We start from the raw sequence: 22951 nt of genomic DNA on the forward strand, positions 1-22951 counted from the left end.
CGTAGCCTGTCCGCCGGGAGGCGCGCCTCCCATGCGCCCGGTTTCACCAGGGCCATGCCCTGCTCTGCACAGCCGGTGCCGCAAGGCCCGCGATCAGAACGAGCCAGTAAACCCCCAGAACTGCCACTCACTGACGGAGCAAGACCTATGCAAAGATTCAAACGCCTCTGCCTGCAGAGCCTCGGCGTCGCCGCCCTGGCCATGGGCATGTCCAGCGCCATGGCAGCGGACAAACCCGCCCTGAAGATCGGCTACGTGAATGGCTGGGACGACAGCGTCGCCGTCACCCACGTCGCGGGCGAAATTCTCAAGACCAAACTCGGTTACGACGTCACCCTGCAGCCGGTAGAACCCGCCATCATGTGGCAGGGCCTGGCCCGCGGCGACCTCGACGTGACCCTCTCCGCCTGGCTGCCAGCCACCCACGGCGAATACTTCGAGAAGCTCAAGGACAAGGTCACCGTCCTGGGCACCAACTACGACGGCGCCAAGATCGGTCTGATCGTGCCGGACTACGTGGAAGCCAAGACCATCGCTGACCTGGAAAAATACGCCAAGGACTTCGACGGCAAGATCACCGGTATCGATGCCGGCGCTGGCGTGATGCGCCGTGCCGAAGACGCGATCAAGGAATACGACCTCAAGAGCATCAAGCTGATGCCGAGCTCGGGCCCGGCCATGGCCACCGCCCTGACCCGCGCCGAGAAAGCCCAGAAGCCCATCGTGGTGACCGGCTGGATCCCCCACTGGATGTTCGCGCAATGGAAGCTGCGCTTCCTGGAAGACCCGAAAAACGTCTTCGGCGAAGCCGAGCACGTCGACACCGTCGCCAACCCGGCCCTGGAAGCCAAGGCGCCGGAAGCCGTGGCTTTCCTCAAGAAGCTGTCCTGGAGCGCCGAGGAAGTGGGCGCGGTAATGCTGTCCATCCGCGACGGCGTGAAGCCGGAAGAAGCGGCCAAGCAGTGGATCGCCAAGAACCCGGATCGCGTCGCCGAATGGCTGAAGTGATCTGACACCCCGCTGCCGGGGGTCTCGAAAATGCCAGTCAGGTGATCTGACTGGCATTTTTCGTTCTCACGCCTGAAAAGGATCGACCCATTGCGCTGGGCAACCTGACGGTTTCGCTTCCCTATCGCCATATATTTTTGTATATAGCGTTACCGCAAGTGGCCGCCGTTGGTGGCCCACACCCTCAGGAGCCGTCCATGCGCAACCGCCTCGTTCATCCACTTTTCGTTCTTTGCGCCAGCCTGGCCATGGCGGGCAACGCCCTGGCCGATCAGGTACAGGTGGCGGTCGCCGCCAACTTCACCGCGCCGATGCAGGCCATTGCCAGCGCGTTCGAGAAGGACACCGGGCACAGCGTGCAAGCCTCCTACGGGGCCACCGGGCAGTTCTACGCGCAGATCAGCAACGGTGCGCCCTTCGAGGTCTTTCTCTCGGCCGACGACAGCACCCCGGCCAAGCTCGAGAAAGAAGGCCAGAGCGTGGACGGTTCGCGCTTCACCTACGCCATCGGCAAGCTGGTGCTGTGGTCGCCGAAAGACGGCGTCGTCGATGACAGGGGCGCCGTGCTCGAGAAAGGCGACTTCAAGCACCTGTCCATCGCCAATCCGAAGGCTGCGCCCTATGGTCTGGCCGCCACTCAGACCCTGGCCAAGCTGGGCCTGAGCGACGCCCTGAAGGGCAAGATCGTCGAAGGCCAGAACATCACCCAGGCGCTGCAGTTCGTCTCCACCGGCAACGCCGAGCTGGGCTTCGTCGCCCTCTCCCAGGTGTACAAGGATGACCAGATCACCAGTGGTTCGGCCTGGGTAGTGCCCGAAACGATGTACGAGCCGATCCGCCAGGACGCGCTCATCCTCAAGAAAGGCGCCACCAACCCGGCAGCCAAGGCACTGGTCGATTACCTGAAGGGCCCGAAAGCCGCCGAAATCATCAAGGCCTACGGCTACCAGCTTTGAATGGCCTGTCAACGACCTTGCGAGCGGATGCAGCAAGGCGATAGCGGCGGTTCGCCGCTCCAATGTGGGAGCGCGCCATGCGCGCGAAAAATCGCGGGCATGGCCCGCTCCCACAGGCTGTAGGGTGGGCTTTAGCCCACCAAATCGAAGGTCCGCTTTCGCCACTTTGCAGCCATCGATTTGAAATGCCGGCGCCCACGTCGGAAGATCAGCAGCCTGCTCCGGCACTTTTCCCCGTCCACCACAGCTGAAAGGCCATTGCATGCCCCTGGGGCCCAACGATTTCGCCGCCATTCTCCTCACGCTGGAACTGGCCACCCTGACCACGGTGCTGTTGCTGCTGGTCGGCACGCCCATCGCCTGGTGGCTGTCGCGTACCGATTCCTGGCTGAAGCGACCGATCGGCGCCATCGTCGCCCTGCCGCTGGTGCTGCCGCCGACAGTGATCGGCTTCTACCTGCTGATCAGCATGGGCCCCAACGGCTTCTTCGGCCAACTGACCCAGGCACTCGGCCTGGGTACCCTGACCTTCACCTTCGCCGGGCTGCTTATCGGCTCGGTGTTCTATTCCCTGCCGTTCGTGGTGCAGCCGTTGCAGAACGCCTTCGAAGCCATGGGCCGTGCACCGCTGGAGGCAGCGGCAACGCTGCGCGCCGGCCCCTGGGACACCTTTTTCAGCGTGGTGCTGCCGCTGGCCAGGCCGGGCTTTCTCACCGCGGCGATCCTCGGTTTCGCCCACACCGTCGGTGAGTTCGGCGTGGTGCTGATGATCGGTGGCAACATTCCCGGCAAGACTCAGGTGGCCTCGGTGCAGATCTACAACCACGTGGAAACCATGGAGTACGCCCAGGCCCACTGGCTGGCCGGCGGCATGGTGGCGTTCTCCTTCCTGGTGCTGCTTGCGCTCTACTCCAGCGGCCGCCGCGGCCAGAAGGCCTGGACATGAGCGATTCCCGGATCCACGCCCGTTTCAACCTCACGCATCCCGGCTTCACCCTGGATGTCGACCTGCACTTGCCCGGGCGCGGTGTCAGCGCCCTGTTCGGCCACTCCGGTTCGGGCAAGACCACCCTGCTGCGCTGCGTCGCCGGCCTGGAACGACCGGGCAGCGGTTACCTGCAGATCAATGGCGAAACCTGGCAGGACAGCGCCAGCGGTGTCTGGCTGCCAGCCCACCAGCGCCCGGTCGGCTACGTGTTCCAGGACGCCAACCTGTTTCCCCACCTCTCGGTGCTGCGCAACCTCGAGTTCGGTTTCAAACGCATCGCCAAGGCCGAGCGCCGTGTACCGCTGGAGCAGGCGGTCGAGCTGCTTGGCATCGAGCACCTGCTCGAACGCCTGCCGGACCGCCTCTCCGGCGGTGAGCGCCAGCGCGTCGGCATGGCCCGCGCCCTGCTCACCAGCCCGCGTCTGCTGCTGATGGACGAGCCACTGGCGGCGCTGGATCTCAAACGCAAGGGCGAGGTGCTGCCGTACCTGGAGCGCCTGCATGACGAGCTGGATATCCCGATCCTCTACGTCAGCCACGCACCGGACGAAGTGGCACGTCTTGCCGATCATCTGGTGGTGCTCGACGAAGGCAGGGTCACGGCCAGCGGGCCACTCAAGGAAACGCTGATTCGCAGCGACCTGCCATTCATCTTCGAGGACGATGCCGAGGCGGTGATCGAAGGCCAGGTCGAGCGGCACGACGCGCACTACGACCTGCTCGATATCAGGCTGCCTGGCAGCACGGCCTGCCTGCGGCTGGCCCACGCGCCGTTGCCGGCAGGGCGTCAGGTGCGCATCAAGATCAAGGCCCGTGACGTCAGCCTGAGCCTGGAACAGGCCCGCGACAGCAGCGTGCTCAACTTGCTGCCAGCGACGGTCGAACGCTGGTTCGAACTGCCCAACCCGGCGCACCGCCTGGTCGAACTGCAGCTCGCTGAGCAACGCATCATCGCGCGCATCACCCGCTACTCCTTCGACCAGTTGGATATACGCGCCGGGCAACCGCTGTGGGTGCAGGTCAAGTCGGTGTCGCTGCTGGCCTCATAGGCGCAATGGGCTCAGTCATGCAGATGGCTGAAAGGTGGCGAAAGCAGCCATTCGCCGATCCACTGTGGGAGCGCGCCATGCGCGCGAAAATCGCGGGCATGGCCCGCTCCCACAGATACTGCGCCGATGTCCGCTTTTGTCTTTAACCACCCACTCACCCAGTGTCGTATCAGGAAGCCGCCAGCACCGGCGCCCTTGCCTCAGCACGCCGCAGCAATTCACGAAGCGCGGCCAGTTGCCGGGTGTCACCCTCGTCAAGCAACTGATCGAGGGCGTGTTCGATGCGCTTCAACGGCGGTGCGGCTGGCAGGTTGAGGTGTTGCGCGTCGATCTCGTCGGCGCCGGAGACCAGCAGGGCGAAGTGCACCACGTTCTCCAGCTCGCGGGTATTGCCCGGCCAGTCATGCCGCTCGAGCACGGCCTGGGCGGCGAGGCTGATACCAGGTAGTGGCAGGCGCAGACGCTGGGCGTAGATACCCAGGAAGTACTCGGCCAGCGGCAGCACGTCGCCAACCCGCTCGCGCAGCGGCGGCAACTCGAGGCGGCCATCGCTCAGGTAATGGGCCAGGCGCTCGTCGAACTTGCCAGCCTTCACGGCCTGCCACAGGTCGATGCTGGTGGCGGCCACCAGGCGCACGTCCAGCGGGGTCGGCTGTGCAGCGCCAACTCGCCAGGCTTCGCCGGTCTCCAGCACACTGAGCAACTGATCCTGCAGGGGCAGCGGCAGGTCGGCGATCTCGTCCAGATAGAGCGTGCCGCCGTTGGCGGAGCCCAGCCAGCCGGCGCGGCTGCTCGGCGCGCCCTGATGGGCGCCGGCCACGTAGCCGAACAGCTCGGCCTCGGCGTGGTTGAGGCTCAAACCACTGCAGCTCAGGGCGACGAACAGCCCGGGGCGCTCGCTGGCCCGGTGAATGTGGCGCGCCAGCAGTTCCTTGCCGGTACCGGTTTCACCCTGGATCAGGATGGGTACGGGCAAACCGGCCAGACGCTCGACTTCTTCGCGTAACTGCCGGGTCCGTGGGTCGATGAACACCAGCGCCTTGGCACGAATACTCAGCGGACTCTTGTCCGCATCGGGGAAAATCAGCAGCGACTGATCGCCAGCCGATGACAGGCTCATAACTCACTCTCTTTGACGTCAGGCCGCGAGCGACCGTGGGAAGATGGGATTGGCGACGCGCCCTCGAACTGCGCCCGGCAGGGCGCGGCGGCATGCCGTTGTCAGGCGCGGCGACGCATTTGCTGCTCGATGCGGTTCTGCAGCCGGAACAGATAGGCGAAGCCCTGCTCCCAGCGCTGGTGCCCGGACTTCACGTTGATGTGCCCGGCGCCACTGAGGATGGCGGTCTCGCTGCCCCAATCACGGGCCAGTTCGATGGCGCGCGCGGCACTGGCGGCCGAGTCGTTGTCGGAACCGACCAACTGGCTGGGGAATGGCAGCAGGTGCGGAGGAATCGGCGCGAAATTACGCAGCGCTTCGGGGCAGTTGGGGCGCTGCACATCGGCCGGTGCGACCAGCAGCGCACCGCGCACGCGACGCAGCGACGCCACGGGCGCCTGCGCCGCCCAGTGGGCGACCGTGACGCAGCCCAGGCTGTGGGCGATGAGAATCGCCGGCCTCGGGTCGGCGACGATCTGCCGTTCCAGAGCGGCAACCCAATCCTCGCGGCGCGGCGTCAGCCAGTCCAGCTGCTCGACCCGCGCACTATTGGGCAGGCTGCGCTGCCAGTGGCTCTGCCAATGGTCATCGCCCGAGCCCTGCCAGCCCGGCACTATCAGGTATCGAATCGCTTCACTGCGCATCGCGGCGCCTCCCGTGTCTGCCTGTCGTGCAGTAGTCAGTGCACCGTGTGCAAGTGCATCTGCACCCTGTGCATCACGTCTGCATGGCGTGCAGTGTAGGAGGCCAAGAACGAGACTAAAAAGAATAAGAACTTCTTTGCTTATTCCTCATAAGCAAATAACGATCTGTAACGACCGCAAAACGGCTATATATCCAGAAGAAATATAAATGTTCTTAAACAGTATTTTTAAGAATATTTCAGATTCCCTAGTATCCGCTCCACGCCCCGCAGCCGACAGCCGTCGCACCGAGAACGAGGGCAAGGAGCCTTTAGCCATGACCGCAACCCTTCGCAACCTGGAAGGCCAGGATGACGCCACCATCCTGCGTGAGATCCAAAGCGCCCTGAACGGCCTGAAATTCGGCTCGGTAGAGATCACCGTGCACAACGGTCAGGTCGTGCAGATCGAGCGCAAGGAAAAATTCCGCCTTCAGCAATCCGGCAGCAAGAACGCCTGATCACCATTCCGCCAACCCGACCACGGGCCGCCAGCATGAATCCCTATCGCTACTCCCGATGTAACCCACGAATGCCTGCCTAGAGCAGGCATCGAATAACAGAGCACGCCAAACACGCACAGCACCGTATTCAGTATCGAGGAGCTCCACCATGTCCATTCGCCGTTTCGCACTCGCTGCACTCGCCAGCGCCCTGGTAGCCGGCCCGGTTTCTGCCCAGACCCTGCTCAACGTGTCCTACGACCCGACCCGTGAGCTGTACGTCGAATTCAACAAGGCGTTCAACAAGCACTGGCAGGAACAAGGCAACGAAGCCCTGACCATCCAGCAGTCTCACGGCGGCTCGGGCAAACAGGCTCGTGCGGTGATCGACGGCCTGCAGGCCGACGTGGTGACCCTCGCGCTGTCCGGCGACATCGACGCGATCAACCTGAACCAGCCGCTGATCGACAAGGACTGGCAGAAACGCCTGGCCGACAACAGCACACCGTACACCTCGACCATCGTGTTCCTGGTGCGCAAGGGCAACCCGAAAGGCATCAAGGACTGGGATGACCTGGTCAAGGATGGCGTCGAAATCATCACCCCGAACCCGAAAACCTCCGGTGGTGCACGCTGGAACTTCCTCGCCGCCTGGGCTTACGCCAAGAAGAAATACGGCAGCGACGAAAAAGCCCTGGAATACGTGACCGAGCTGTACCGTCACGCGCCGGTTCTGGACACCGGTGCCCGTGGTTCGACCATCAGCTTCGTACAACGTGGCCTGGGCGACGTACTGCTGGCGTGGGAGAACGAAGCCTACCTGTCGCTGGCCGAAGAAGGCGGCGACCAGCTGGAGATCGTCACCCCGTCGCTGTCCATCCTCGCCGAGCCGCCGGTGGCCGTCGTCGACAAGAACGTCGACCGCAAGGGCACCCGCAAGGCCGCCGAAGCCTACCTGCAGTACCTGTACAGCGAAGAAGGCCAGCGCATCGCCGCGAAGAACTTCTACCGTCCGCGCAACGCCGAAGTGGCGGCCGAGTTCAAGAATCAGTTCAAGGATCTGGAACTGGTCACCATCGACAAGGACTTCGGTGGCTGGAGCTCCGCACAGCCCAAGTACTTCGACGACGGCGGCGTGTTCGACGACATCTTCAAGAAGATCAATCAGTAAGCCACGCCTTATCGACGAAGCCCGCCACTCCTGAAGGAATGGCGGGCTTCGCTCTGCGGACCTGATTAAAAGGACTCTCCATGTCTCGTCGAACTTCCTCGGTCATACCCGGCTTCGGGCTGACTCTGGGCTACACCCTGACCTACCTCGCCCTGGTCGTGCTGATTCCGCTGGGTGCCATGTTCCTGTTCTCGCTGCAGCTGTCGCTGGAGCAGTGGTGGAACCTGATCACCAATCGCCAGGTGCTGTTCTCCCTCAAGCTTTCCTTCGGCACCGCCCTGGCGGCGGCGCTGCTCAATGGCATCCTCGGCACCATCATCGCCTGGGTACTGGTGCGCTATACCTTCCCCGGCCGACGCATCATCGATGCCATGGTCGACATGCCATTCGCCCTGCCCACCGCGGTCGCCGGTATCGCCCTGACCGCGCTGTACGCGCCCAACGGCATGATCGGCTCGCTGTTCCCCTTCAAGATCGCCTACACCCCGCTGGGCATCACCCTGGCGCTGGTGTTCGTGACCCTGCCGTTCGTGGTGCGCACCCTGCAGCCGGTACTCGCCGACTTTCCCAAGGAAGTCGAAGAAGCGGCCTCCTGCCTGGGTGCCAAACCCCTGCAGGTGTTCTGGCACGTGCTGCTGCCAAGCCTGCTGCCCGCCTGGATCACCGGCTTCGCCCTGGCCTTCGCCCGGGGAGTCGGTGAGTACGGCTCCGTGGTGTTCATCGCCGGCAACATTCCGATGAAGACCGAGATTCTGCCGCTGTTGATCGTCTCCAAGCTGGATCAGTACGACTACCCGAGCGCCACCGCCATTGGCGTGCTGATGCTGGTGGTCTCGTTCATTCTGCTGCTGCTGATCAACCTGCTGCAGCGCCGCATCCAGCCGCAAATCTGAGGAGCCCGTCATGAGCCTTGCAACCCTTAGCAAGAACGCGGCTGCGCGCCCGGTACGCCGCTCCCCCGGCGCCATCGCCCTGATCGTCATCGCCTGGGCGGTGTTCGCGGTGATCCTCGTGCTGCCGCTGTACATCGTCGTCACCCAGGGTCTGAGCCGTGGCCTGGAATTCTTCTGGGAGGCGATCCGCGAGCCGGACGCCATTTCCGCACTCAAGCTGACCCTGCTGGCCACGGCCATTTCCGTACCGCTGAACCTGGTGTTCGGCGTCGCGGCGGCCTGGTCGGTGACCAAGTTCGAGTTCCGCGGCAAGAGCGTGCTGGTCACCCTGATCGACATGCCGTTTTCGGTATCGCCGGTGGTCGCCGGCCTGATCTACGTGCTGCTGTTCGGCGCGCAGAGCAAGCTGGCGCCATACCTGCAGGATCAGAACCTGCAGATCATCTACGCCGTACCGGGCATCGTGCTGGCGACCATCTTCGTCACCTTCCCCTTCGTCGCGCGCGAACTGATCCCGCTGATGGAGGAACAGGGCACCACCGAAGAAGAAGCCGCACGCCTGCTCGGCGCCAACGGCTGGCAGATGTTCTGGCATGTGACGCTGCCTAACGTAAAATGGGCGCTGGTCTACGGCGTGGTGCTCTGCACGGCGCGGGCGATGGGCGAGTTTGGCGCGGTCTCGGTGGTTTCCGGGCACATCCGCGGTTACACCAACACGCTGCCACTGCACATCGAGATTCTCTACAACGAATACAACATCGTCGCCGCGTTCAGCGTGGCCATCCTGTTGCTGGTCATGGCCCTGGTCGTGTTGCTGCTTCGCCAATGGAGCGAAGCGCGCTTGAGCCGGCAGTTCAAGACGAATCAGGACGATTGAATCATTCCGCCGGCGCCGCGCTCCTGCGCGAACCGGCCAGACAGAACGACAGGTGCACCCCATGAGTATTCAAGTTCAAGGCATCAACAAGCACTTTGGCCAGTTCAAGGCGCTCAACGACATCAACCTCAACATCAACAGCGGTGAGCTGGTGGCCCTGCTCGGCCCGTCCGGCTGCGGCAAGACCACCCTGCTGCGCATCATCGCCGGCCTGGAAGTCCCGGATACCGGCAGCATCGTGTTCCACGGTGAAGACGTTTCCGAGCACGACGTGCGTGATCGCAAGGTCGGCTTCGTGTTCCAGCACTACGCCCTGTTCCGTCACATGACGGTGTTCGACAACGTTGCCTTCGGCCTGCGCATGAAGCCCAAGGGCGAGCGTCCGAACGAGAACGTGATCAAGAAGAAGGTCCACGACCTGCTCGACCTGGTGCAGCTCGACTGGCTGGCCGACCGCTACCCGGAACAGCTCTCCGGTGGCCAGCGCCAGCGTATCGCCCTGGCCCGTGCCCTGGCGGTGGAACCCAAGGTACTGCTGCTCGACGAGCCCTTCGGCGCCCTCGACGCCAAGGTGCGTAAAGAGCTGCGCCGCTGGCTGGCGCGCCTGCACGAAGAAGTGCACCTGACCAGCGTGTTCGTGACCCACGACCAGGAAGAAGCCATGGAAGTGGCCGACCGCATCGTGGTGATGAACAAGGGCGTGGTCGAACAGATCGGCTCGCCGGCCGAAGTCTACGAGAAGCCGTCCAGCGACTTCGTCTACCACTTCCTCGGTGACGCCAACCGTCTTTATGTCGGCGACGATCACCACGTGCTGTTCCGCCCGCACGAAGTGAGCCTGTCGACGGAAGCACTGGAAGGCCACCAGGCCGGTGAAGTGCGTGACATTCGCCTGCTCGGAGCCATCACCCGCATCACCCTGAAGGTCGAAGGCCAGGACGAACTGATCGAAGCCGAAGTGGCCAAGGATCACCTCAGCCTCGACAACCTCAGCCGCGGCACCACCCTGTACTTCAAACCCAAGGGCGGCAAGCCGGTTACTGCGGCTAGTTAATCCGCAGACGTCCGAAACGTAGGGTGGGCCGGGCGGATATCCGCTTCAGCCCACCAACCGACTCTTCTGATGGTGCCCATGCTCCAGCGTGGGCACCCAGGCCAGTGCGCCCATTCGGGCTAAAAACCGGGCGCGAAGCGCCCATGAAGGCATTCCCACGCGGAGCGTGAGGAACGATCCAGTGATGGACGCTCCCATCAAGCCGTCTTGCGTTCGCGGATGCAGGTCGGGCCGGCGCGCTTGACCACTTCGTGTTCGACCTCCTGGCGCAGGCCAAGGAGGAAGGCGGCTTCGGCGACCACGAACAATGGCCCGATCATCAGCCCCATGACGTCGTCGACGAACGCCGGCTTGCGGCCTTCGTAGAAATGGCCAACGAACTGGATGATCCAGCCCACTACGAACAGTCCCAGCCCCGCGCTCAGCCACAGTGCCGTGCCTCCCATGGCCAGCCCGGCGCTGAACCACAGGCAGAGGCCCAGCAGCGCCCCCATGACTACCCCGAAGCGAAAGTCCAGGCGCAGGTAGAACAGTGTCGTCACCAACGCCACGGCCAGCGCCGGTGACAGCCAGAGGCCCGAGACCGCCACGCCTGGGCGCGACAGCAGCACGGTGACCGCCAGGACGATCATGGGGATGCCGACGAAATGGGTGACGATATTGCGCCGATCGCGGTGGTAGGCCGCGTATTGGGCGAGGTGATCCACCAGGGTTTTCATTGTTGTTATCCTCACGGGTGCGTGTCATCGCATAATGGCGCTGCCATCTCGCCAGCACTGTCAGCTAGCCGACAAACCGGAACATCCATGACCGATCTGCATGCCGTTCTGCTTCAAGGCCAATGGTTCGCCGCCCTGCCGCAGGCGTTGCAGCAGGCGCTGGTGACGCAGGGTCGGCAACTGAATCTGGAGGCCGGGCAACGCCTGTTCAGCCGTGGCGATTCGCCGAGCGGCCTGTATGCCGTGCTGTCCGGCGCCATGCGCGTCGGTACGGTGGATGCGCAAGGCAAGGAAGCGCTGCTGATTCTGGTGGAGGCGCCGCACTGGTTCGGCGAAATAGCCCTGTTCGACGGCCAGCCGCGTACCCATGATGCCTTCGCCGAGGGCGCCAGCGCCCTGCTGCACGTTCCCCAGGCAGGCTTGCTGAGCCTGCTCGATGCCCACCCTGAATACTGGCGCGATATCGCCCTGCTGATGGCCCACAAGGTACGCCTGGCGTTCATCGCCCTGGAAGAGATGAGCCTGCTGCCCGCTGCGCAGCGGCTGGCCAGACGGCTGCTGCTGATCGCCGAAGACTATGGCGAAACCCAGGGCCCCCGGCGCATCATTCACCTGGCGCAGGAGCAACTGGCCGCGATGCTGGCCATCTCCCGACAGACCGCCAACGGTGTGCTCAAGGACCTGCAAGCCCGCGGCATCGTGCGACTGACCTACGGTGAGATCGAAATTCTCGACCTCGATGGCCTGCGACAGGCCGCTCAGTAACCACATGAAGCTTTTATGACAGCCGAACCAATGGCTAAGAGCCATGTCCTTATTCATTCCCTGAAATACAGGCCCGCCGGCTGACCCCGAGCTGGCCGGAAGCGATCCCGGATGCCGTTGCCAGAACCTCAAGACTTCACCGACCTGCCTGCCGTACTCGCTGGCCCGATCCTTCGGCGCCTGGAGCCCGGCCGCCTGGTGCTGTGGCTGGTCGGCAGCCGTGAGCTGCAACTGACCCTGCGCCTCGCGCCAAGTGAACAGGCCGCTCGCGATTACCCGCTGGGTGACGATGCGTGTCAGCGCTTGGTGATCGGCGAGCATGCGGTCATCCACCTGATCGACCTGCATCTCGACACCCCGCTGCCCCAGGACGAACGGATCGACTACGACCTGCTGGTCGACGGCCAACAGGGCATCGCCGACTGGGCCGCACACCTGCTGTACGACGGCGCAGCGCAAGCCAACTTCGTGCTGCGTTCGCGCATCGACAATCTGCTGCACGGCTCCTGCCGCAAACCTCATCACCCGTCCAAGGATGGCCTGCTCTGCGCCGATCGCCTGCTGGCCACTGCCCATGAGCCCCACGAGCGCCCTGCACTGCTGATGCACAGCGGTGATCAGGTGTATGCCGATGACGTCGCCGGGCCGATGCTGCGCGCCGTCCACAAGCTGATCGAACGCCTGGGCCTGTACCACGAGAAGCTCGAGGGCGCGGTGGTCGAAGACAGCGCCGACCTCTACGTGCACCCGGCCAGCTACTTCCACCGTGCCGACCTGCTGCCGGCGCTGAAGGCCAACGAAACCCTGCGCGAACGCTTCTTCGGTGGTACCGAAAAGCCCATCTTCACCAGCAGCAACGCCGACAACCACCTGGTGACCCTGGCCGAAGTGCTGGCCATGTACCTGCTGGTCTGGTCGCCGACGCCCTGGACGCTGATCGATCTCGACCAGCCGGAACTGAGCGACGAGGATGCCGAGCGCTACCGCAAGGAGCAGGTCTGCATCGAGGCCTTCGTCGCCAGCCTGGGCCAGGTTGGCCGGGTGCTGGCGCACCTGCCGAACCTGATGATCTTCGACGATCACGACATCACCGATGACTGGAACCTCTCCGCCCAGTGGGAAGAGACCGCTTACGGCCATCCCTTCTCCAAGCGCATCATCGGCAACGCACTGATCGGTTACCTGCTGTGCCAGGGCTGGGGCAACAATCCCGACGCCTTCGCCGAGCCGCTGAGCAATACCCGCGAACTGTGTGAGCAGGCCAGGGAACGAGGCTTCGGCAGCCCGGCTCAGGATCGTCTGATCGACGACTTGATGAAGTTTCAGCAATGGCACTACGTGCTGCCCAGCACACCGGCGCTGCTGGTACTCGACACGCGCACGCGGCGCTGGCGCAGCGAGCGCAATATCAAACGCCCCTCCGGGCTGCTCGACTGGGAAGCCCTGAGCGAATTCCAGCAGGACCTGCTCGACCACCCCGCCGCGATCATCGTGTCAGCGGCGCCGATGTTCGGGGTCAAGCTGATCGAAGCGGTGCAACGCGTGTTCAGCTGGGCCGGGCACCCGCTGATGGTCGATGCGGAAAACTGGATGGCGCACCGCGGCGCCGCTCAGGTGATGCTCAACATCTTCCGCCATTCGCGCACCCCCGGTGATTACGTGGTGCTTTCCGGCGACGTGCACTACTCGTTCTTCTACGAGGTGAGAATCCGCGACCGCCACCAGGGCCCGACCATCTGGCAGATCACCAGCAGCGGCGTGAAGAACGAATTCCCGGAGCGCCTGCTGAACCTCTTCGACCGCCTCAACCGCTGGCTGTATGCCCCCTGGTCGCCCCTCAACTGGCTGACCAAACGCCGCCGCATGCAGGTGTTCCCGCACATCCCCAAACAGAGCAAGGCAGGCGAACGCCTGTGGAACTCAGCAGGCCTCGGCCAGGTGCTGTTCAACGCCGCCGGCCAACCCAGCCGCGTGTTCCAGCTCAACGCCGACGGCTCGCCCCGCACCGAATTCATCGACGACCGCGACGAAGCCCCAGAGCCAAACGAAGAACCCAAGCGCGCATAAGCGCCCCCTGTAGGAACCCCGACCTCGGGGCGAAGCGATAGCAGTCATCCTGCAAAAACGGCGGTGTGACCACCATTCGCCGCGGGGGCGCAGCTCCTAAAGGATCGTGCAATCCTCAGCCCCGTAGGAACCCCGACCTCGGGGCGAAGCGATAGCAGTCATCCTGCAAAAACGGCGGCGAGTCCACCATTCGCTGCGGGGGCGCAGCTCCTACAGGATCGTGCAATCCTCAGCCCGTAGGAGCCCCGACCTCGGGGCGAAACGATTGCGGCCATCCTGCAAAAACGGCGGTGTGCCCCTATTCGCCGCCGCGGAGGGGGCTGCGCTTGCCGGGTCGCCTAGCGCAGCTTCTCCAGCAGTTGGTAGTACCACATGCCCAGCGCCAGCATCGGGTTGCCGAACACGTCGCCCATCGGCACCTTGATGTGCGAACAGCCGGCAAAGGTCTCGAAACGTGCCAGCTCGCCGCCCATGGCCTCGGCCATGATCTCGCCCATCACGTGGCTGGTGGCGATGCCGTGGCCGGAGTAGCCCTGGCAGTACCAGACGTTGGGCGACAGCTTGCCCAGTTGCGGGATGCGGTTCATGACGATGCCCATGGCGCAGCTCCACTGGAACTCGATGGGCACGCCCTTGAGGCTCGGGAAAGTCCGCTCGATACCGGGCCGCAACTCGGCCGCGATATCCCGCGAGTCGCGCCCGGAGTAGTTGGCGCCGCCGCCGAACAGCAGGCGCCCGTCGGCAGTCAGGCGGTAGTAGTCGAGCACGAAGCGGCAGTCGTAAACGGCCAGGTCCTGGGGGTTGATCTGCGCCGCCAGCTCGCCCAGCGGCGCGGTGGTGACGATGCCGCCCATGGCCGGAAAGATCATGCCCTTGAGCTTTCCAGGCTCCAGCTTGTGGTACACGTCGCCGGCCAGCATTACCTGATTGGCGACCACCCGCCCTTCGGCCGTAACCAGCGTCGGCGTAGCGCCGTGAACGATCTCCAGCACCGGCGAGTGCTCGAAAATCAGCGCGCCCAGGCTATGGGCCGCCCGCGCTTCGCCCAGACACAGGTTCAGCGGGTGCAGATGCAGGTTACGGGTGTTCTTCAGCGCGCCAAGGTACAGGTCGCTGGCCAGGTGGGCACGTACGCCACCGGCATCGAGCAGGGTCACGTCGGCCTCCATGCCACGGCGCAGCGCCTCGTCATGGGAGGCACGCAGTTCGTCGAGGTGGGCGGGTTTCATCGCCGCATGCAAGTGGCCGTGCTTGAGGTCACAGGCGATGCCGTAGCGACGCACCCGCTGCTCGATGATGTCGTGGCCGCGCCAACGCAGGTTCCAGATGAAATCGTCGACCTCCCCACCCAGCCGCTTGCGCATCTGCTTGGCCATGGCGGCGTCGCCAGACAGGCTGCCGGTAACCTGCCCGCCATTGCGGCCGCTGGCGCCCCAACCGATGCGATTGGCCTCCACCACGGCCACCTTGAAACCACGCTCGGCCAGTTCGACCGCCGTGGCCACGCCGGTGAAGCCGCCGCCGATGATTGCCACATCGACCCGCACTTCACCCTGCACGCTCGGGTAGTCGCTGTCCTGATCGATGCTCGCGCTGTAATAGGACGGGCTGCGCTCGGCTGCCGTCGTCGTGTCTTTCATGTCCGTTCCTTAGCGGCCCGCCTGAGCGCGCCACGATAATCATGTTGTGCAAGCTCACGCCTGATTCAGGTACCAGCGCCAGTCCTGCTCGCCGACTTCCCCCATGAAGCGCCGCTGCTCCTCGCGCTTGACCGCCAGGTACACCCGCAGAAACTCCGCCCCCAGGGCCTCGGGTGCCCAGGTCGAGGCCTGCAGCGCGCACAGCGAGGTCAGCCAATCGGTGGGCAGCAGGGTCTTGGCCTGGGCATAACCGTTGCCCTCGATAGGTTCACCGGGGTCCAGCTCTTCGCGGATGCCACGGTGAATGCCGGCGAGGATCGCCGCAGCGGCCAGATAGGGGTTGGCATCGGCGCCGCAGATACGGTGCTCGATATGCCGCGTGAACGCCGGGCCGCCCGGCACGCGCAGGCTCACGGTGCGGTTATCCACACCCCAGGTCGGCGCCAGCGGCGCGTAGCTGTTGGCCTGGAAGCGCCGGTAGGAGTTGGCGTTGGGGCAGAACAGCAGGAGTGAGTCGAGCAGGCTGGCGAGCATGCCGCCCACCGCGTAACGCAGCAGCGGGGTCCCTGCGGGTGCCTCACTGGCGAACAGGTTGCGGCCCGCCGCGTCGTTCAGGCTGACGTGCATGTGCATGCCGGTGCCCGCCAGATGATCGAACGGCTTGGCCATGAAGCAGGCCTGCATGCCATGCCGATGCGCCACGCCCTTGACCAGGCGCTTGTAGCGCACCGCCTGATCCATGGCCTGCAACGCATCGCCATGCTCCAGGGTGATCTCCACCTGCCCCGGCGCGTATTCGGAAATCGCCGTGCGTGCGGGGATGCCCTGGGCCTTGCACGCAGCGTACAGGTCAGCCAGAAACGGCTCGATCTGCTCCAGCTCGCGCAGGCCATAGACCTGGGTACTGCGCGGCCGCCCGCCATCGGCATCCAGGGCCGGCTGCGGGTGGCCACGGGCGTCGCGCTTGGCATCGAGCAGGTAGAACTCCAGCTCGCAGGCCATCACCGGGTGAAAGCCCTCGGCCTGCAGCCGCTCGATCACCTGCACCAGCACATGGCGCGGGTCGGCGATGCTGGCCGGCATGCCGTCCTGCGGGTGCATGCTGACCTGCACCGCCGCCGTGGGGATCAGCCGCCAGGGCAGGCGCACCAGGCTGCCAGCCAGGGGATAGGCCCGGCAGTCGATGTCGCCGACGTCCCAGACCAGCCCGGAATCCTCGACGTCATCACCGTTGATGCTCAGACCAAGGATGGTGCTCGGCAGCGGTCGGCCGCTGCGGTAAACGGCGAGCAGTTCGTCACGGTGCAACAGCTTGCCGCGCGGCACGCCGTTGGCGTCGATGATGAACAGTTCGAACAGCTCGATATCGGGGTTCTGCGCGAGGAAATCCTCGGCGTCTTGCAAGGGCGCGAATTGCATGATGGCTTCTCATGGGCCACGGGCGACCGTCACGGCGGACAGTGGGCCCGGATCGACTTCTCGGCCGCACAGGCGGCCATGGGTGTCATCAGAAGACGAGAAGAACATCCGGCGGGCGGGCATGGCGACAATGCCAGAGTGCCCAGAAGGCGAGGGTCTGCGGCAGCCCCGTGGGTTCGGGCGCCCGGCCCCGCAAGCGCAGGGCTGGCAGGGCTGGCAGGGCGATGGCTGGGGCAAAGATGCAGACCGGGATAGACATGCCAGCGAGGCTCGCACGCCGCCATAGTCAGGTTAAATCGTTATTACCGCACCTTCAGATAGCCAGCGGCTAAACAATGGCCTGTCACGGCTCGGGTTTATAGCCCAGTCGCAGGCCTCCCCAATGCTTGCCCTGCACATGGATCGGCACCGACAGGTCGTGCATCAGTTCGCCGGTATCGCGCATGTAGGTCTGCAACAACAGGCGCTGTTTGTGGCTGCCGCAGCGGATGCCGGTGCGGTCGTTGAACATCCGTTTGCTGCGGCTCTTCACGGTATCCACGGCGCGGTCACCGGTGGGCGGATGATTGAACGCCTCGTTGTGGGTCGGCACGTAGCCTTCCGGCGTGGTGGCGATGGCGAACACCAGGCCTTCGTGGCGCTTGAGCAGCGGCTCCTGGATGGCGGGCAGCACCTGATCGGCATGGCTGTCGAAGCGCGTGCGGAACTTGGCCGGGAAGCTGCCCTGAATCGGCTGGTACTGACGGTCGAACAGATCCGCCAGGCTGATACGCCCGGCCTGGATATCCGCCTCGAACTGCCGACCGATCGCGGCGGCGCCTTCCAGGGCGAGGTCGTAGATGCGCTGGTGATAGCTGTCCAGGCCGACGCTGGCCAGCTGTTCGCTGACGCTTTCCGCCTGGCCGACCAGTTGTTCGGCAGCCTTGCCCAGTTGTCGGGTCTGGTCCTCGCTGCTGCGCACGTCGCCGCGCAGTTGCTCGACCGCCACCAGCAGCTCGGCCAGGTGTTCGTGGTTGCTCGCCGTGCCGGCGCTGATCTGCGCCACCTGGGTGTCGACATCGGCCGCCAGGTCGGCGATGCCGCGCAGTTGCTCGCCGGTGAATTCGATCTGTCGGGCGGCCGCTTCCAGCTCTTCGGCCTGACGCTGGATATGGTTGACCACCGCCGAACTCTGCTGACGGATATCGGCGACCATCTGCCCGACTTCTCCCGTGGCGGTGGCGGTACGCCCGGCCAGGCTGCGCACCTCGTCGGCGACCACCGCGAAGCCGCGGCCCTGTTCACCGGCGCGGGCAGCCTCGATGGCGGCGTTGAGCGCCAGCAGGTTGGTCTGGCTGGCGATGGACTGGATCACCTGGGTGACCTGCTCGATCTGCTCGGTACGCGCCCCGAGGCCATCGATCAGCTCGCGGCTGGCGGCGGCCTGGGCGCTGAGCTGCTGCATGCGGCTGATCGCCTGCTGCAGTTCGGCCTGGCCGGTGGCGCTGCTGGTGCGCACGGTCTGCGCCGCACCAAGGGTCTGGCCGGCGCGCTCGGCGTTGCTCTGTTCGGTGCGGGTCACGGCGTGGGCACCTTCGCCGATCTGTTCGACCGCCGCCAGTTGCGACTGCAGCTTGCCGGCCAGTTGCTGCACGGTGAAGGCCACCTGGGCGGCCGACAGGGCGTTATGGCAGGTGTGCTGCGACAGGCTCTGGCTCAGCTCATCCAGCGAGGCCGCCGGCGCAGCGTCGACAGGCGGCGCAGCAACCTTGCGCCAGGGCCCGAGCCACGGCCACAGGGCCAGCGACAACAGCGCGATGACGCCAAGATAGGTCGGCAGGTGCACTTGTTGCCAGACCACCAGCAACGCGAGCAGGCCGAGCACGTGCAGGGCCAATGCCAGCCGGTCATGCGTAAAACCAGAACCCATGGCGAACCTCATTGTTTTTATGGTGCCGGGATATCGGGCGCAGCAAGCGCCGAGCCTTGTTTCAGCTCATCGGCAGCGCAGGGCGTATCTGTAGAGGCGCGGCAGCCGCCTGGCCGAGTTGACCATCTCATCATGCGCCGGGCTATGGCACTTTGGTAGCAGAGGGTCGACTTCCGGGAGAGTGCCGATCAGCGCTTGAGGCTGTGACGCTTGACGAAGGCGCGGTCGAAATAGTCCTTGCAGCGCCCGTAGAACTGCCCGCCGGCGCTCCACTGACGCCAGCCGAACAAGGCACCGCCATCGCCACTGGCCAGCAGCAGCGGGCGCTGGCCGCTGGTCTTGAAGTCGCGCAGCGGCCCGCCACGCAGTGCCGCGCTCAAGTTGGCGGCCAGCACCGGCACCTGGCGCATGGAATACAGGCCGCTCTTGCGCACGCCAGGCAGGTTGGCGCAATCACCCACGGCGAAAATCTGCGGATGGGAATGGCTCTGCAGGGTCGGCGCGGTGTGCACGAAACCATCGCCATCGCAGCTCAGGCCGCTGTCGGCGATCCACGGGAATGCCTGGGCGCCGCTGGCCAGCAGCAGCCGACCGCCACGCCACACCGCCGCGTCGCCGCTGATCAGGCAATCACCGTCGATGCGGCTGATCGGACAATGCTCGCGCACCTGCACCCGGCGCATGCGCAGATGGCCCCAGGCGCGCATCCGCAACCCGGCACAGTGGCCAGCCAGCAGCGGCTCGCCGCAAAACAGCGCCAGCTGCGGTACCTGATCGGCCAGTGCCAGGGCCAGGGCCATTTCCACCCCGGCCACGCCGCCACCGAGAATCGCCAGAGGCTGAGGCTCGCGCTGCCAGGCCTTCCAGCCAGCGATGAAGCTGTCCACCGGCTTCACCGCCAGCACATCCATCGCGTCGCCTTCACGGGGCGGACAGGCGACCCGGTCGCCGGCATTCAGCGACAGCCAGTTGCCCTGCAGCACGCGGCCATCGCCCAGGCTAAGTTGCCGCGTGGCGGCATCCAGAGCAGCCACCGGCGCGACGATCAGTTCGACCTGGGCAGCCTGGCACAGCGCGGCCAGGCCGATCTGGCAGTCCTCGGCGCTGTAACGCCCCGCTACCAGCCCCGGCAACATGCCGGCGTACCAGGTGTGCGCGGCGCTGGCCACCAGGGCGATGCGACCCACCGGCCGCTCGATCAGCGCCCAGCGCCGCAGAACCCCGAGATGGGCCGGGCCTGCGCCTACCAGCAACAGATCGTAGTCAGTCATCTACACCGATATCCTTGTGAGCCTGAGCAGAGCGACAAGCCGCGCTGCGAAAAGCAGAGCGAGCTTTGACCGAAACGCGCCCGGAATGATCCGGCGCTCCCCGAGCATGGCGGCAGCGAGCCGTTTCGAGCAAGAGAAGAGACGCTTGGGGCAGGCTTTCGACACATTTTTACAGCGCGATTTATGCCGAAATCATGCGGCGGATGCCTGGGCAGGCAGCCGCTCCAGCACCCCGGGGTCGAGGCGCAACAGGCGCACGCAGCGGGCCTCGCGCAGCTCGCTGGGGCTTTGCGACGCATCGAGCGCGACCACCTGCCCGGCGAGGTTGAGCACCAGCGCCTCGCGGGAGAACACCCCGCTGTTGAGGCTGTAATAAGCCGCCACCAACTCGCGCAGCCCGAACGGCAGGCGCCAGCGAATACGCAGCGCCGAGCCGAAACTGGCGGCGCGCAGGCGGATGGCCTGTTCGATTTCCTCATCACTGAGGCTGCCGCCAGCGTCCTGCCAGTCCTGCATGCAGCGCAACAGTGCCAGCTCGCCGATGTTGTGCAACAGGCCGGCGGTGTAGCAGAGCTCGGCATCCAGCGACAGTTCGCAGGCCAGCCAGTGAGCGACCTCGGCACTGCGCTGGGCGGCGGCCCAGGTGCGCACGCCCTGCTCGGCCAGGCGCGGGTCACTGAGCCGGGCGTTGCGCTGCACGGAAAGCCCCAGCACCAGATTCAGGGTGCGTGCCACCCCCAGGCGCGGCAGGGCCTGGGCCAGGGTCTGACAGGGGGAGCCGTTGTGGTGAGCGGCACTGTTGGCGGCGGCGATCAGGCAGGCGGTGATCTGCGGGTCACGGGTGAACACCTGCTCCAGCTCACGCAGGCTCGGCTCGCTGCTGTTCAGGTACTGGCTGACCGAGTCACGCACCGAGGCCAATAGCGGCGCGCCCTGCCCTTCTTCGCGCATGGCGTCCAGGTAATCTTCGAGGCGGTTCACCAGCAGCGGACGAATCGGGCACAGCAGCTCCTCGCCCTCGCTGAGCAACAGCCCGGCCAGGCGCTGGCGCAGTGCTTCGGCGTTGAAGGGTTTGGCCAGATAGGCGGTGGGCGCCAGCGGCTTGGCGGCGCGCACGCTGTTGGCATCCAGGCGGCCGCTGATGAGAATGAACGGCAACGCCGGAGTACGCGGGTGGCGGCGCAACTGGCGCAGCAACTCCAGGCCATCGACACCCGGCAGCTCGCTGTCGGCGATCACCAGTTCCGGCAAACGTCGCTTGCAGCGTGCCATGGCCGCCTGACCATCGCTGACACGGATCACCACGGCGTCGCAGCGCACGTCGAGCACCAGTTGCTCGAGCAGATCGGCCGTCCACGGATCGGTATCGGCGATGAGAACTTCCGGTGCGCTGGCCGCTGCAGACATCCATGAACCTCTTCACATAGGTGTAAGAGGCTCAGTATAGACAGGTCAGCGAGCGCTCTGCCGCAGCCCGACAGGGAAAACGCAGGCAAAAAAAGACCCGCCGAAGCGGGTCCTTTTCAACGGCGTGGCTTAAGCCAGTTCGTCGAAGCACTCGGCAACGATGGCGATGCCTTTTTCCAGCTGGGCGTCCGGGATGGTGACCGGCATCAGGAAGCGCACCACGTTGTAGTAGGTGCCGCACGACAACAGGATCAGGCCCTTGTCGCGCGCCTTGGCGACGATCTTGCCCGTCAGCTCGGCAGCCGGTTTGCTGTGGTCGCCGCCTTCGAACAGCTCGATGGCGATCATCGAACCCAGGCCACGTACGTCACCGATCACCTTGTGCTTGGCAGCGATGTCGCGCAGGCCGGCCTTGAGCTTCTCGCCCACGGCGTTGGAACGATCCAGCAGCTTCTCTTCGTCGAACACCTTCAGCACGGCCAGGGCCGCGGCGCAGGCGATCGGGCTACCGGCATAGGTGCCGCCCAGGCCACCGGGAGCGATCTTGTCCATGATCTCGGCCTTGCCGCTGACGCCGGAGATCGGGAAGCCGCCGCCGACGGATTTGGCGAAGGTGGTCAGGTCCGGCACGACGCCCAGTTGCTCGGTGGCGAAGAAAGTACCGGTACGGCCAGCGCCGGTCTGCACTTCGTCAGCGATCAGCAGAATGCCGTGCTGGTCGCACAGGGCACGCAAGCGCTGCATGAAGGCTGGCGAGTTGACGTAGAAGCCCCCTTCGCCCTGCACCGGCTCGATGATGATCGCGGCGATGTCCTGAGGCTGGGCATCGTTCTTGAAGATGCGCTCGATGCTGGCGATGGACTCGTCTTCGCTGACGCCATGCAGCTCGCACGGCGCGATGGCGCGGTACACACCAGCAGGCATCAGGCCCATGCCGGCGGAGTACGGCGCCACCTTGCCGGTCAGCGACAGGGTCATCATGGTGCGGCCGTGGTAGGCGCCGGTGAAGGCGATCACGCCAGCACGGCCGGTAGCGGCACGGGCGATCTTCACGGCGTTCTCGACGGCTTCGGAGCCCGAGGTGACCAGCAGGGTCTTCTTGGCGAAGTCGCCCGGTACGCGCTTGGCGATTTCTTCGCACAGCTCGATGTAGGGTTCGTACGCCAGCACCTGGAAGCAGGTGTGGGTCAGCTTGGTCAGCTGTTCCTGAACGGCGGCGACCACTTTCGGGTGCAGGTGGCCGGTGTTCAGTACGGCGATACCGCCGGCGAAGTCGATGTACTCACGGCCTTCGACGTCCCACACGGTGGCGTTCTCGGCGCGCTCGGCGACGATCGGGTGGATCTGGCCGACGCCACGCGGTACGGCGGCTTGGCGGCGTTGCAGCAGGGATTCGTTGGTCTTGCTCATGGCTTCCTCATTCACCGCTCATCGTCGGTGTGGTTCAAGGATGAAATGACCGGGTCAGCGCCGT

General features: G+C 65.0%; 20 protein-coding genes. 11 read left to right on the forward strand and 9 right to left on the reverse strand.

From position 1 onward, the window contains the following. Positions 1-147: 147 nt before the first annotated feature. The 4 genes from FHR27_RS19550 (at position 148) to modC (ending at position 4001) form a co-directional block, all read left to right on the forward strand. Complete coding sequence (locus FHR27_RS19550; RefSeq protein ID WP_042554221.1) at positions 148-1008, forward strand: glycine betaine ABC transporter substrate-binding protein; 861 nt, start codon at positions 148-150, stop codon at positions 1006-1008. A 197-nt stretch (positions 1009-1205) separates the two neighbouring features. After that, positions 1206-1964 (forward strand): molybdate ABC transporter substrate-binding protein, encoded by a 759-nt coding sequence (modA, locus tag FHR27_RS19555; RefSeq protein WP_179539332.1) that lies wholly within the window; start codon positions 1206-1208, stop codon positions 1962-1964. Between the two features lie 262 nt (positions 1965-2226). Further along, positions 2227-2910: a molybdate ABC transporter permease subunit gene (gene modB / locus FHR27_RS19560; RefSeq protein WP_042554219.1), complete on the forward strand. Its 684-nt coding sequence runs from the start codon at positions 2227-2229 to the stop codon at positions 2908-2910. After that, positions 2907-4001, forward strand: a complete 1095-nt coding sequence (modC, locus tag FHR27_RS19565; RefSeq protein ID WP_179539333.1) for a molybdenum ABC transporter ATP-binding protein — start codon at positions 2907-2909, stop codon at positions 3999-4001. The genes modB and modC overlap by 4 nt, the downstream gene beginning before the upstream one ends. A 169-nt stretch (positions 4002-4170) precedes the next feature. Here the strand turns inward: modC and FHR27_RS19570 are convergent, their stop codons facing one another. Both FHR27_RS19570 and FHR27_RS19575 read right to left on the reverse strand, forming a co-directional pair. After that, positions 4171-5121 (reverse strand): sigma 54-interacting transcriptional regulator, encoded by a 951-nt coding sequence (locus FHR27_RS19570; RefSeq protein WP_042554217.1) that lies wholly within the window; start codon positions 5119-5121, stop codon positions 4171-4173. Positions 5122-5222: 101 nt separating this feature from the next. Further along, a complete protein-coding gene (locus tag FHR27_RS19575) occupies positions 5223-5804 on the reverse strand; it encodes an alpha/beta hydrolase (protein WP_042554216.1) in 582 nt (193 codons plus the stop codon). Positions 5805-6120: 316 nt separating this feature from the next. On the opposite strand from FHR27_RS19575, the gene oscA reads away from it, so the two are divergent. From oscA to FHR27_RS19600, 5 genes are all read left to right on the forward strand, one after another. Beyond that, entirely contained in the window at positions 6121-6303 is a 183-nt protein-coding gene (oscA, locus tag FHR27_RS19580; RefSeq protein ID WP_042554215.1) for a sulfur starvation response protein OscA, read from the forward strand. Between the two features lie 151 nt (positions 6304-6454). Continuing rightward, complete coding sequence (locus FHR27_RS19585) at positions 6455-7456, forward strand: sulfate ABC transporter substrate-binding protein (RefSeq protein WP_042554214.1); 1002 nt, start codon at positions 6455-6457, stop codon at positions 7454-7456. Between the two features lie 80 nt (positions 7457-7536). Then, positions 7537-8349, forward strand: a complete 813-nt coding sequence (gene cysT, locus FHR27_RS19590; RefSeq protein ID WP_042554213.1) for a sulfate ABC transporter permease subunit CysT — start codon at positions 7537-7539, stop codon at positions 8347-8349. 10 nt (positions 8350-8359) lie between these two features. Next, the gene (cysW, locus tag FHR27_RS19595) at positions 8360-9226 is read left to right on the forward strand and encodes a sulfate ABC transporter permease subunit CysW (protein WP_042554212.1); all 867 of its coding nucleotides are present in this window, start codon (positions 8360-8362) and stop codon (positions 9224-9226) included. A gap of 61 nt (positions 9227-9287) precedes the next feature. Continuing rightward, positions 9288-10280, forward strand: a complete 993-nt coding sequence (locus FHR27_RS19600; RefSeq protein WP_179539334.1) for a sulfate/molybdate ABC transporter ATP-binding protein — start codon at positions 9288-9290, stop codon at positions 10278-10280. A 197-nt stretch (positions 10281-10477) separates the two neighbouring features. Here FHR27_RS19600 and FHR27_RS19605 read toward each other — a convergent pair whose 3' ends face one another. Next, complete coding sequence (locus tag FHR27_RS19605) at positions 10478-10999, reverse strand: Mpo1 family 2-hydroxy fatty acid dioxygenase (protein ID WP_179539335.1); 522 nt, start codon at positions 10997-10999, stop codon at positions 10478-10480. 87 nt (positions 11000-11086) lie between these two features. Between FHR27_RS19605 and FHR27_RS19610 the strand changes: the two genes are divergently transcribed. After that, positions 11087-11764, forward strand: a complete 678-nt coding sequence (locus FHR27_RS19610; protein WP_179539336.1) for a Crp/Fnr family transcriptional regulator — start codon at positions 11087-11089, stop codon at positions 11762-11764. A gap of 111 nt (positions 11765-11875) precedes the next feature. Next, a complete protein-coding gene (locus FHR27_RS19615) occupies positions 11876-13831 on the forward strand; it encodes an isoleucyl-tRNA synthetase (protein ID WP_042554208.1) in 1956 nt (651 codons plus the stop codon). 338 nt (positions 13832-14169) lie between these two features. Here the strand turns inward: FHR27_RS19615 and FHR27_RS19620 are convergent, their stop codons facing one another. The 6 genes from FHR27_RS19620 to gabT form a co-directional block, all read right to left on the reverse strand. Beyond that, a complete protein-coding gene (locus tag FHR27_RS19620; protein WP_179539337.1) occupies positions 14170-15471 on the reverse strand; it encodes an NAD(P)/FAD-dependent oxidoreductase in 1302 nt (433 codons plus the stop codon). Between the two features lie 54 nt (positions 15472-15525). Next, a complete protein-coding gene (locus FHR27_RS19625; protein ID WP_179539338.1) occupies positions 15526-16890 on the reverse strand; it encodes a glutamine synthetase family protein in 1365 nt (454 codons plus the stop codon). A gap of 343 nt (positions 16891-17233) precedes the next feature. After that, a complete protein-coding gene (locus FHR27_RS19630) occupies positions 17234-18799 on the reverse strand; it encodes a methyl-accepting chemotaxis protein (RefSeq protein WP_179539339.1) in 1566 nt (521 codons plus the stop codon). Between the two features lie 188 nt (positions 18800-18987). Next, positions 18988-20070 carry an FAD-dependent oxidoreductase gene (locus FHR27_RS19635; protein WP_179539340.1) on the reverse strand — a complete coding sequence of 361 codons (1083 nt, stop codon included), beginning with the start codon at positions 20068-20070 and terminating at the stop codon, positions 18988-18990. 192 nt (positions 20071-20262) lie between these two features. Then, entirely contained in the window at positions 20263-21477 is a 1215-nt protein-coding gene (locus FHR27_RS19640; RefSeq protein WP_179539341.1) for an HDOD domain-containing protein, read from the reverse strand. Positions 21478-21606: 129 nt separating this feature from the next. Beyond that, entirely contained in the window at positions 21607-22887 is a 1281-nt protein-coding gene (gene gabT, locus FHR27_RS19645) for a 4-aminobutyrate--2-oxoglutarate transaminase (RefSeq protein WP_042554202.1), read from the reverse strand. Between the last annotated feature and the right edge of the window lie 64 nt (positions 22888-22951).

It is taken from the genome of Pseudomonas flavescens (assembly GCF_013408425.1).
Classification (GTDB): Bacteria; Pseudomonadota; Gammaproteobacteria; order Pseudomonadales; family Pseudomonadaceae; genus Aquipseudomonas; species Aquipseudomonas fulva_A.

Coding starts and splice junctions, on each gene's coding strand:
- modC (WP_179539333.1), top strand. CDS start 2,907: ATGAGCGATTCCCGGATCCACGCCCGTTTCAACCTCACGCATCCCGGC.
- FHR27_RS19620 (WP_179539337.1), bottom strand. CDS start 15,471: ATGAAAGACACGACGACGGCAGCCGAGCGCAGCCCGTCCTATTACAGC.
- FHR27_RS19640 (WP_179539341.1), bottom strand. CDS start 21,477: ATGTCTGCAGCGGCCAGCGCACCGGAAGTTCTCATCGCCGATACCGAT.
- gabT (WP_042554202.1), bottom strand. CDS start 22,887: ATGAGCAAGACCAACGAATCCCTGCTGCAACGCCGCCAAGCCGCCGTA.
- FHR27_RS19610 (WP_179539336.1), top strand. CDS start 11,087: ATGACCGATCTGCATGCCGTTCTGCTTCAAGGCCAATGGTTCGCCGCC.
- FHR27_RS19585 (WP_042554214.1), top strand. CDS start 6,455: ATGTCCATTCGCCGTTTCGCACTCGCTGCACTCGCCAGCGCCCTGGTA.
- modB (WP_042554219.1), top strand. CDS start 2,227: ATGCCCCTGGGGCCCAACGATTTCGCCGCCATTCTCCTCACGCTGGAA.
- FHR27_RS19625 (WP_179539338.1), bottom strand. CDS start 16,890: ATGCAATTCGCGCCCTTGCAAGACGCCGAGGATTTCCTCGCGCAGAAC.
- FHR27_RS19600 (WP_179539334.1), top strand. CDS start 9,288: ATGAGTATTCAAGTTCAAGGCATCAACAAGCACTTTGGCCAGTTCAAG.
- FHR27_RS19635 (WP_179539340.1), bottom strand. CDS start 20,070: ATGACTGACTACGATCTGTTGCTGGTAGGCGCAGGCCCGGCCCATCTC.
- oscA (WP_042554215.1), top strand. CDS start 6,121: ATGACCGCAACCCTTCGCAACCTGGAAGGCCAGGATGACGCCACCATC.
- FHR27_RS19605 (WP_179539335.1), bottom strand. CDS start 10,999: ATGAAAACCCTGGTGGATCACCTCGCCCAATACGCGGCCTACCACCGC.
- FHR27_RS19630 (WP_179539339.1), bottom strand. CDS start 18,799: ATGGGTTCTGGTTTTACGCATGACCGGCTGGCATTGGCCCTGCACGTG.
- FHR27_RS19615 (WP_042554208.1), top strand. CDS start 11,876: ATGCCGTTGCCAGAACCTCAAGACTTCACCGACCTGCCTGCCGTACTC.
- cysW (WP_042554212.1), top strand. CDS start 8,360: ATGAGCCTTGCAACCCTTAGCAAGAACGCGGCTGCGCGCCCGGTACGC.
- FHR27_RS19570 (WP_042554217.1), bottom strand. CDS start 5,121: ATGAGCCTGTCATCGGCTGGCGATCAGTCGCTGCTGATTTTCCCCGAT.
- FHR27_RS19575 (WP_042554216.1), bottom strand. CDS start 5,804: ATGCGCAGTGAAGCGATTCGATACCTGATAGTGCCGGGCTGGCAGGGC.
- FHR27_RS19550 (WP_042554221.1), top strand. CDS start 148: ATGCAAAGATTCAAACGCCTCTGCCTGCAGAGCCTCGGCGTCGCCGCC.
- cysT (WP_042554213.1), top strand. CDS start 7,537: ATGTCTCGTCGAACTTCCTCGGTCATACCCGGCTTCGGGCTGACTCTG.
- modA (WP_179539332.1), top strand. CDS start 1,206: ATGCGCAACCGCCTCGTTCATCCACTTTTCGTTCTTTGCGCCAGCCTG.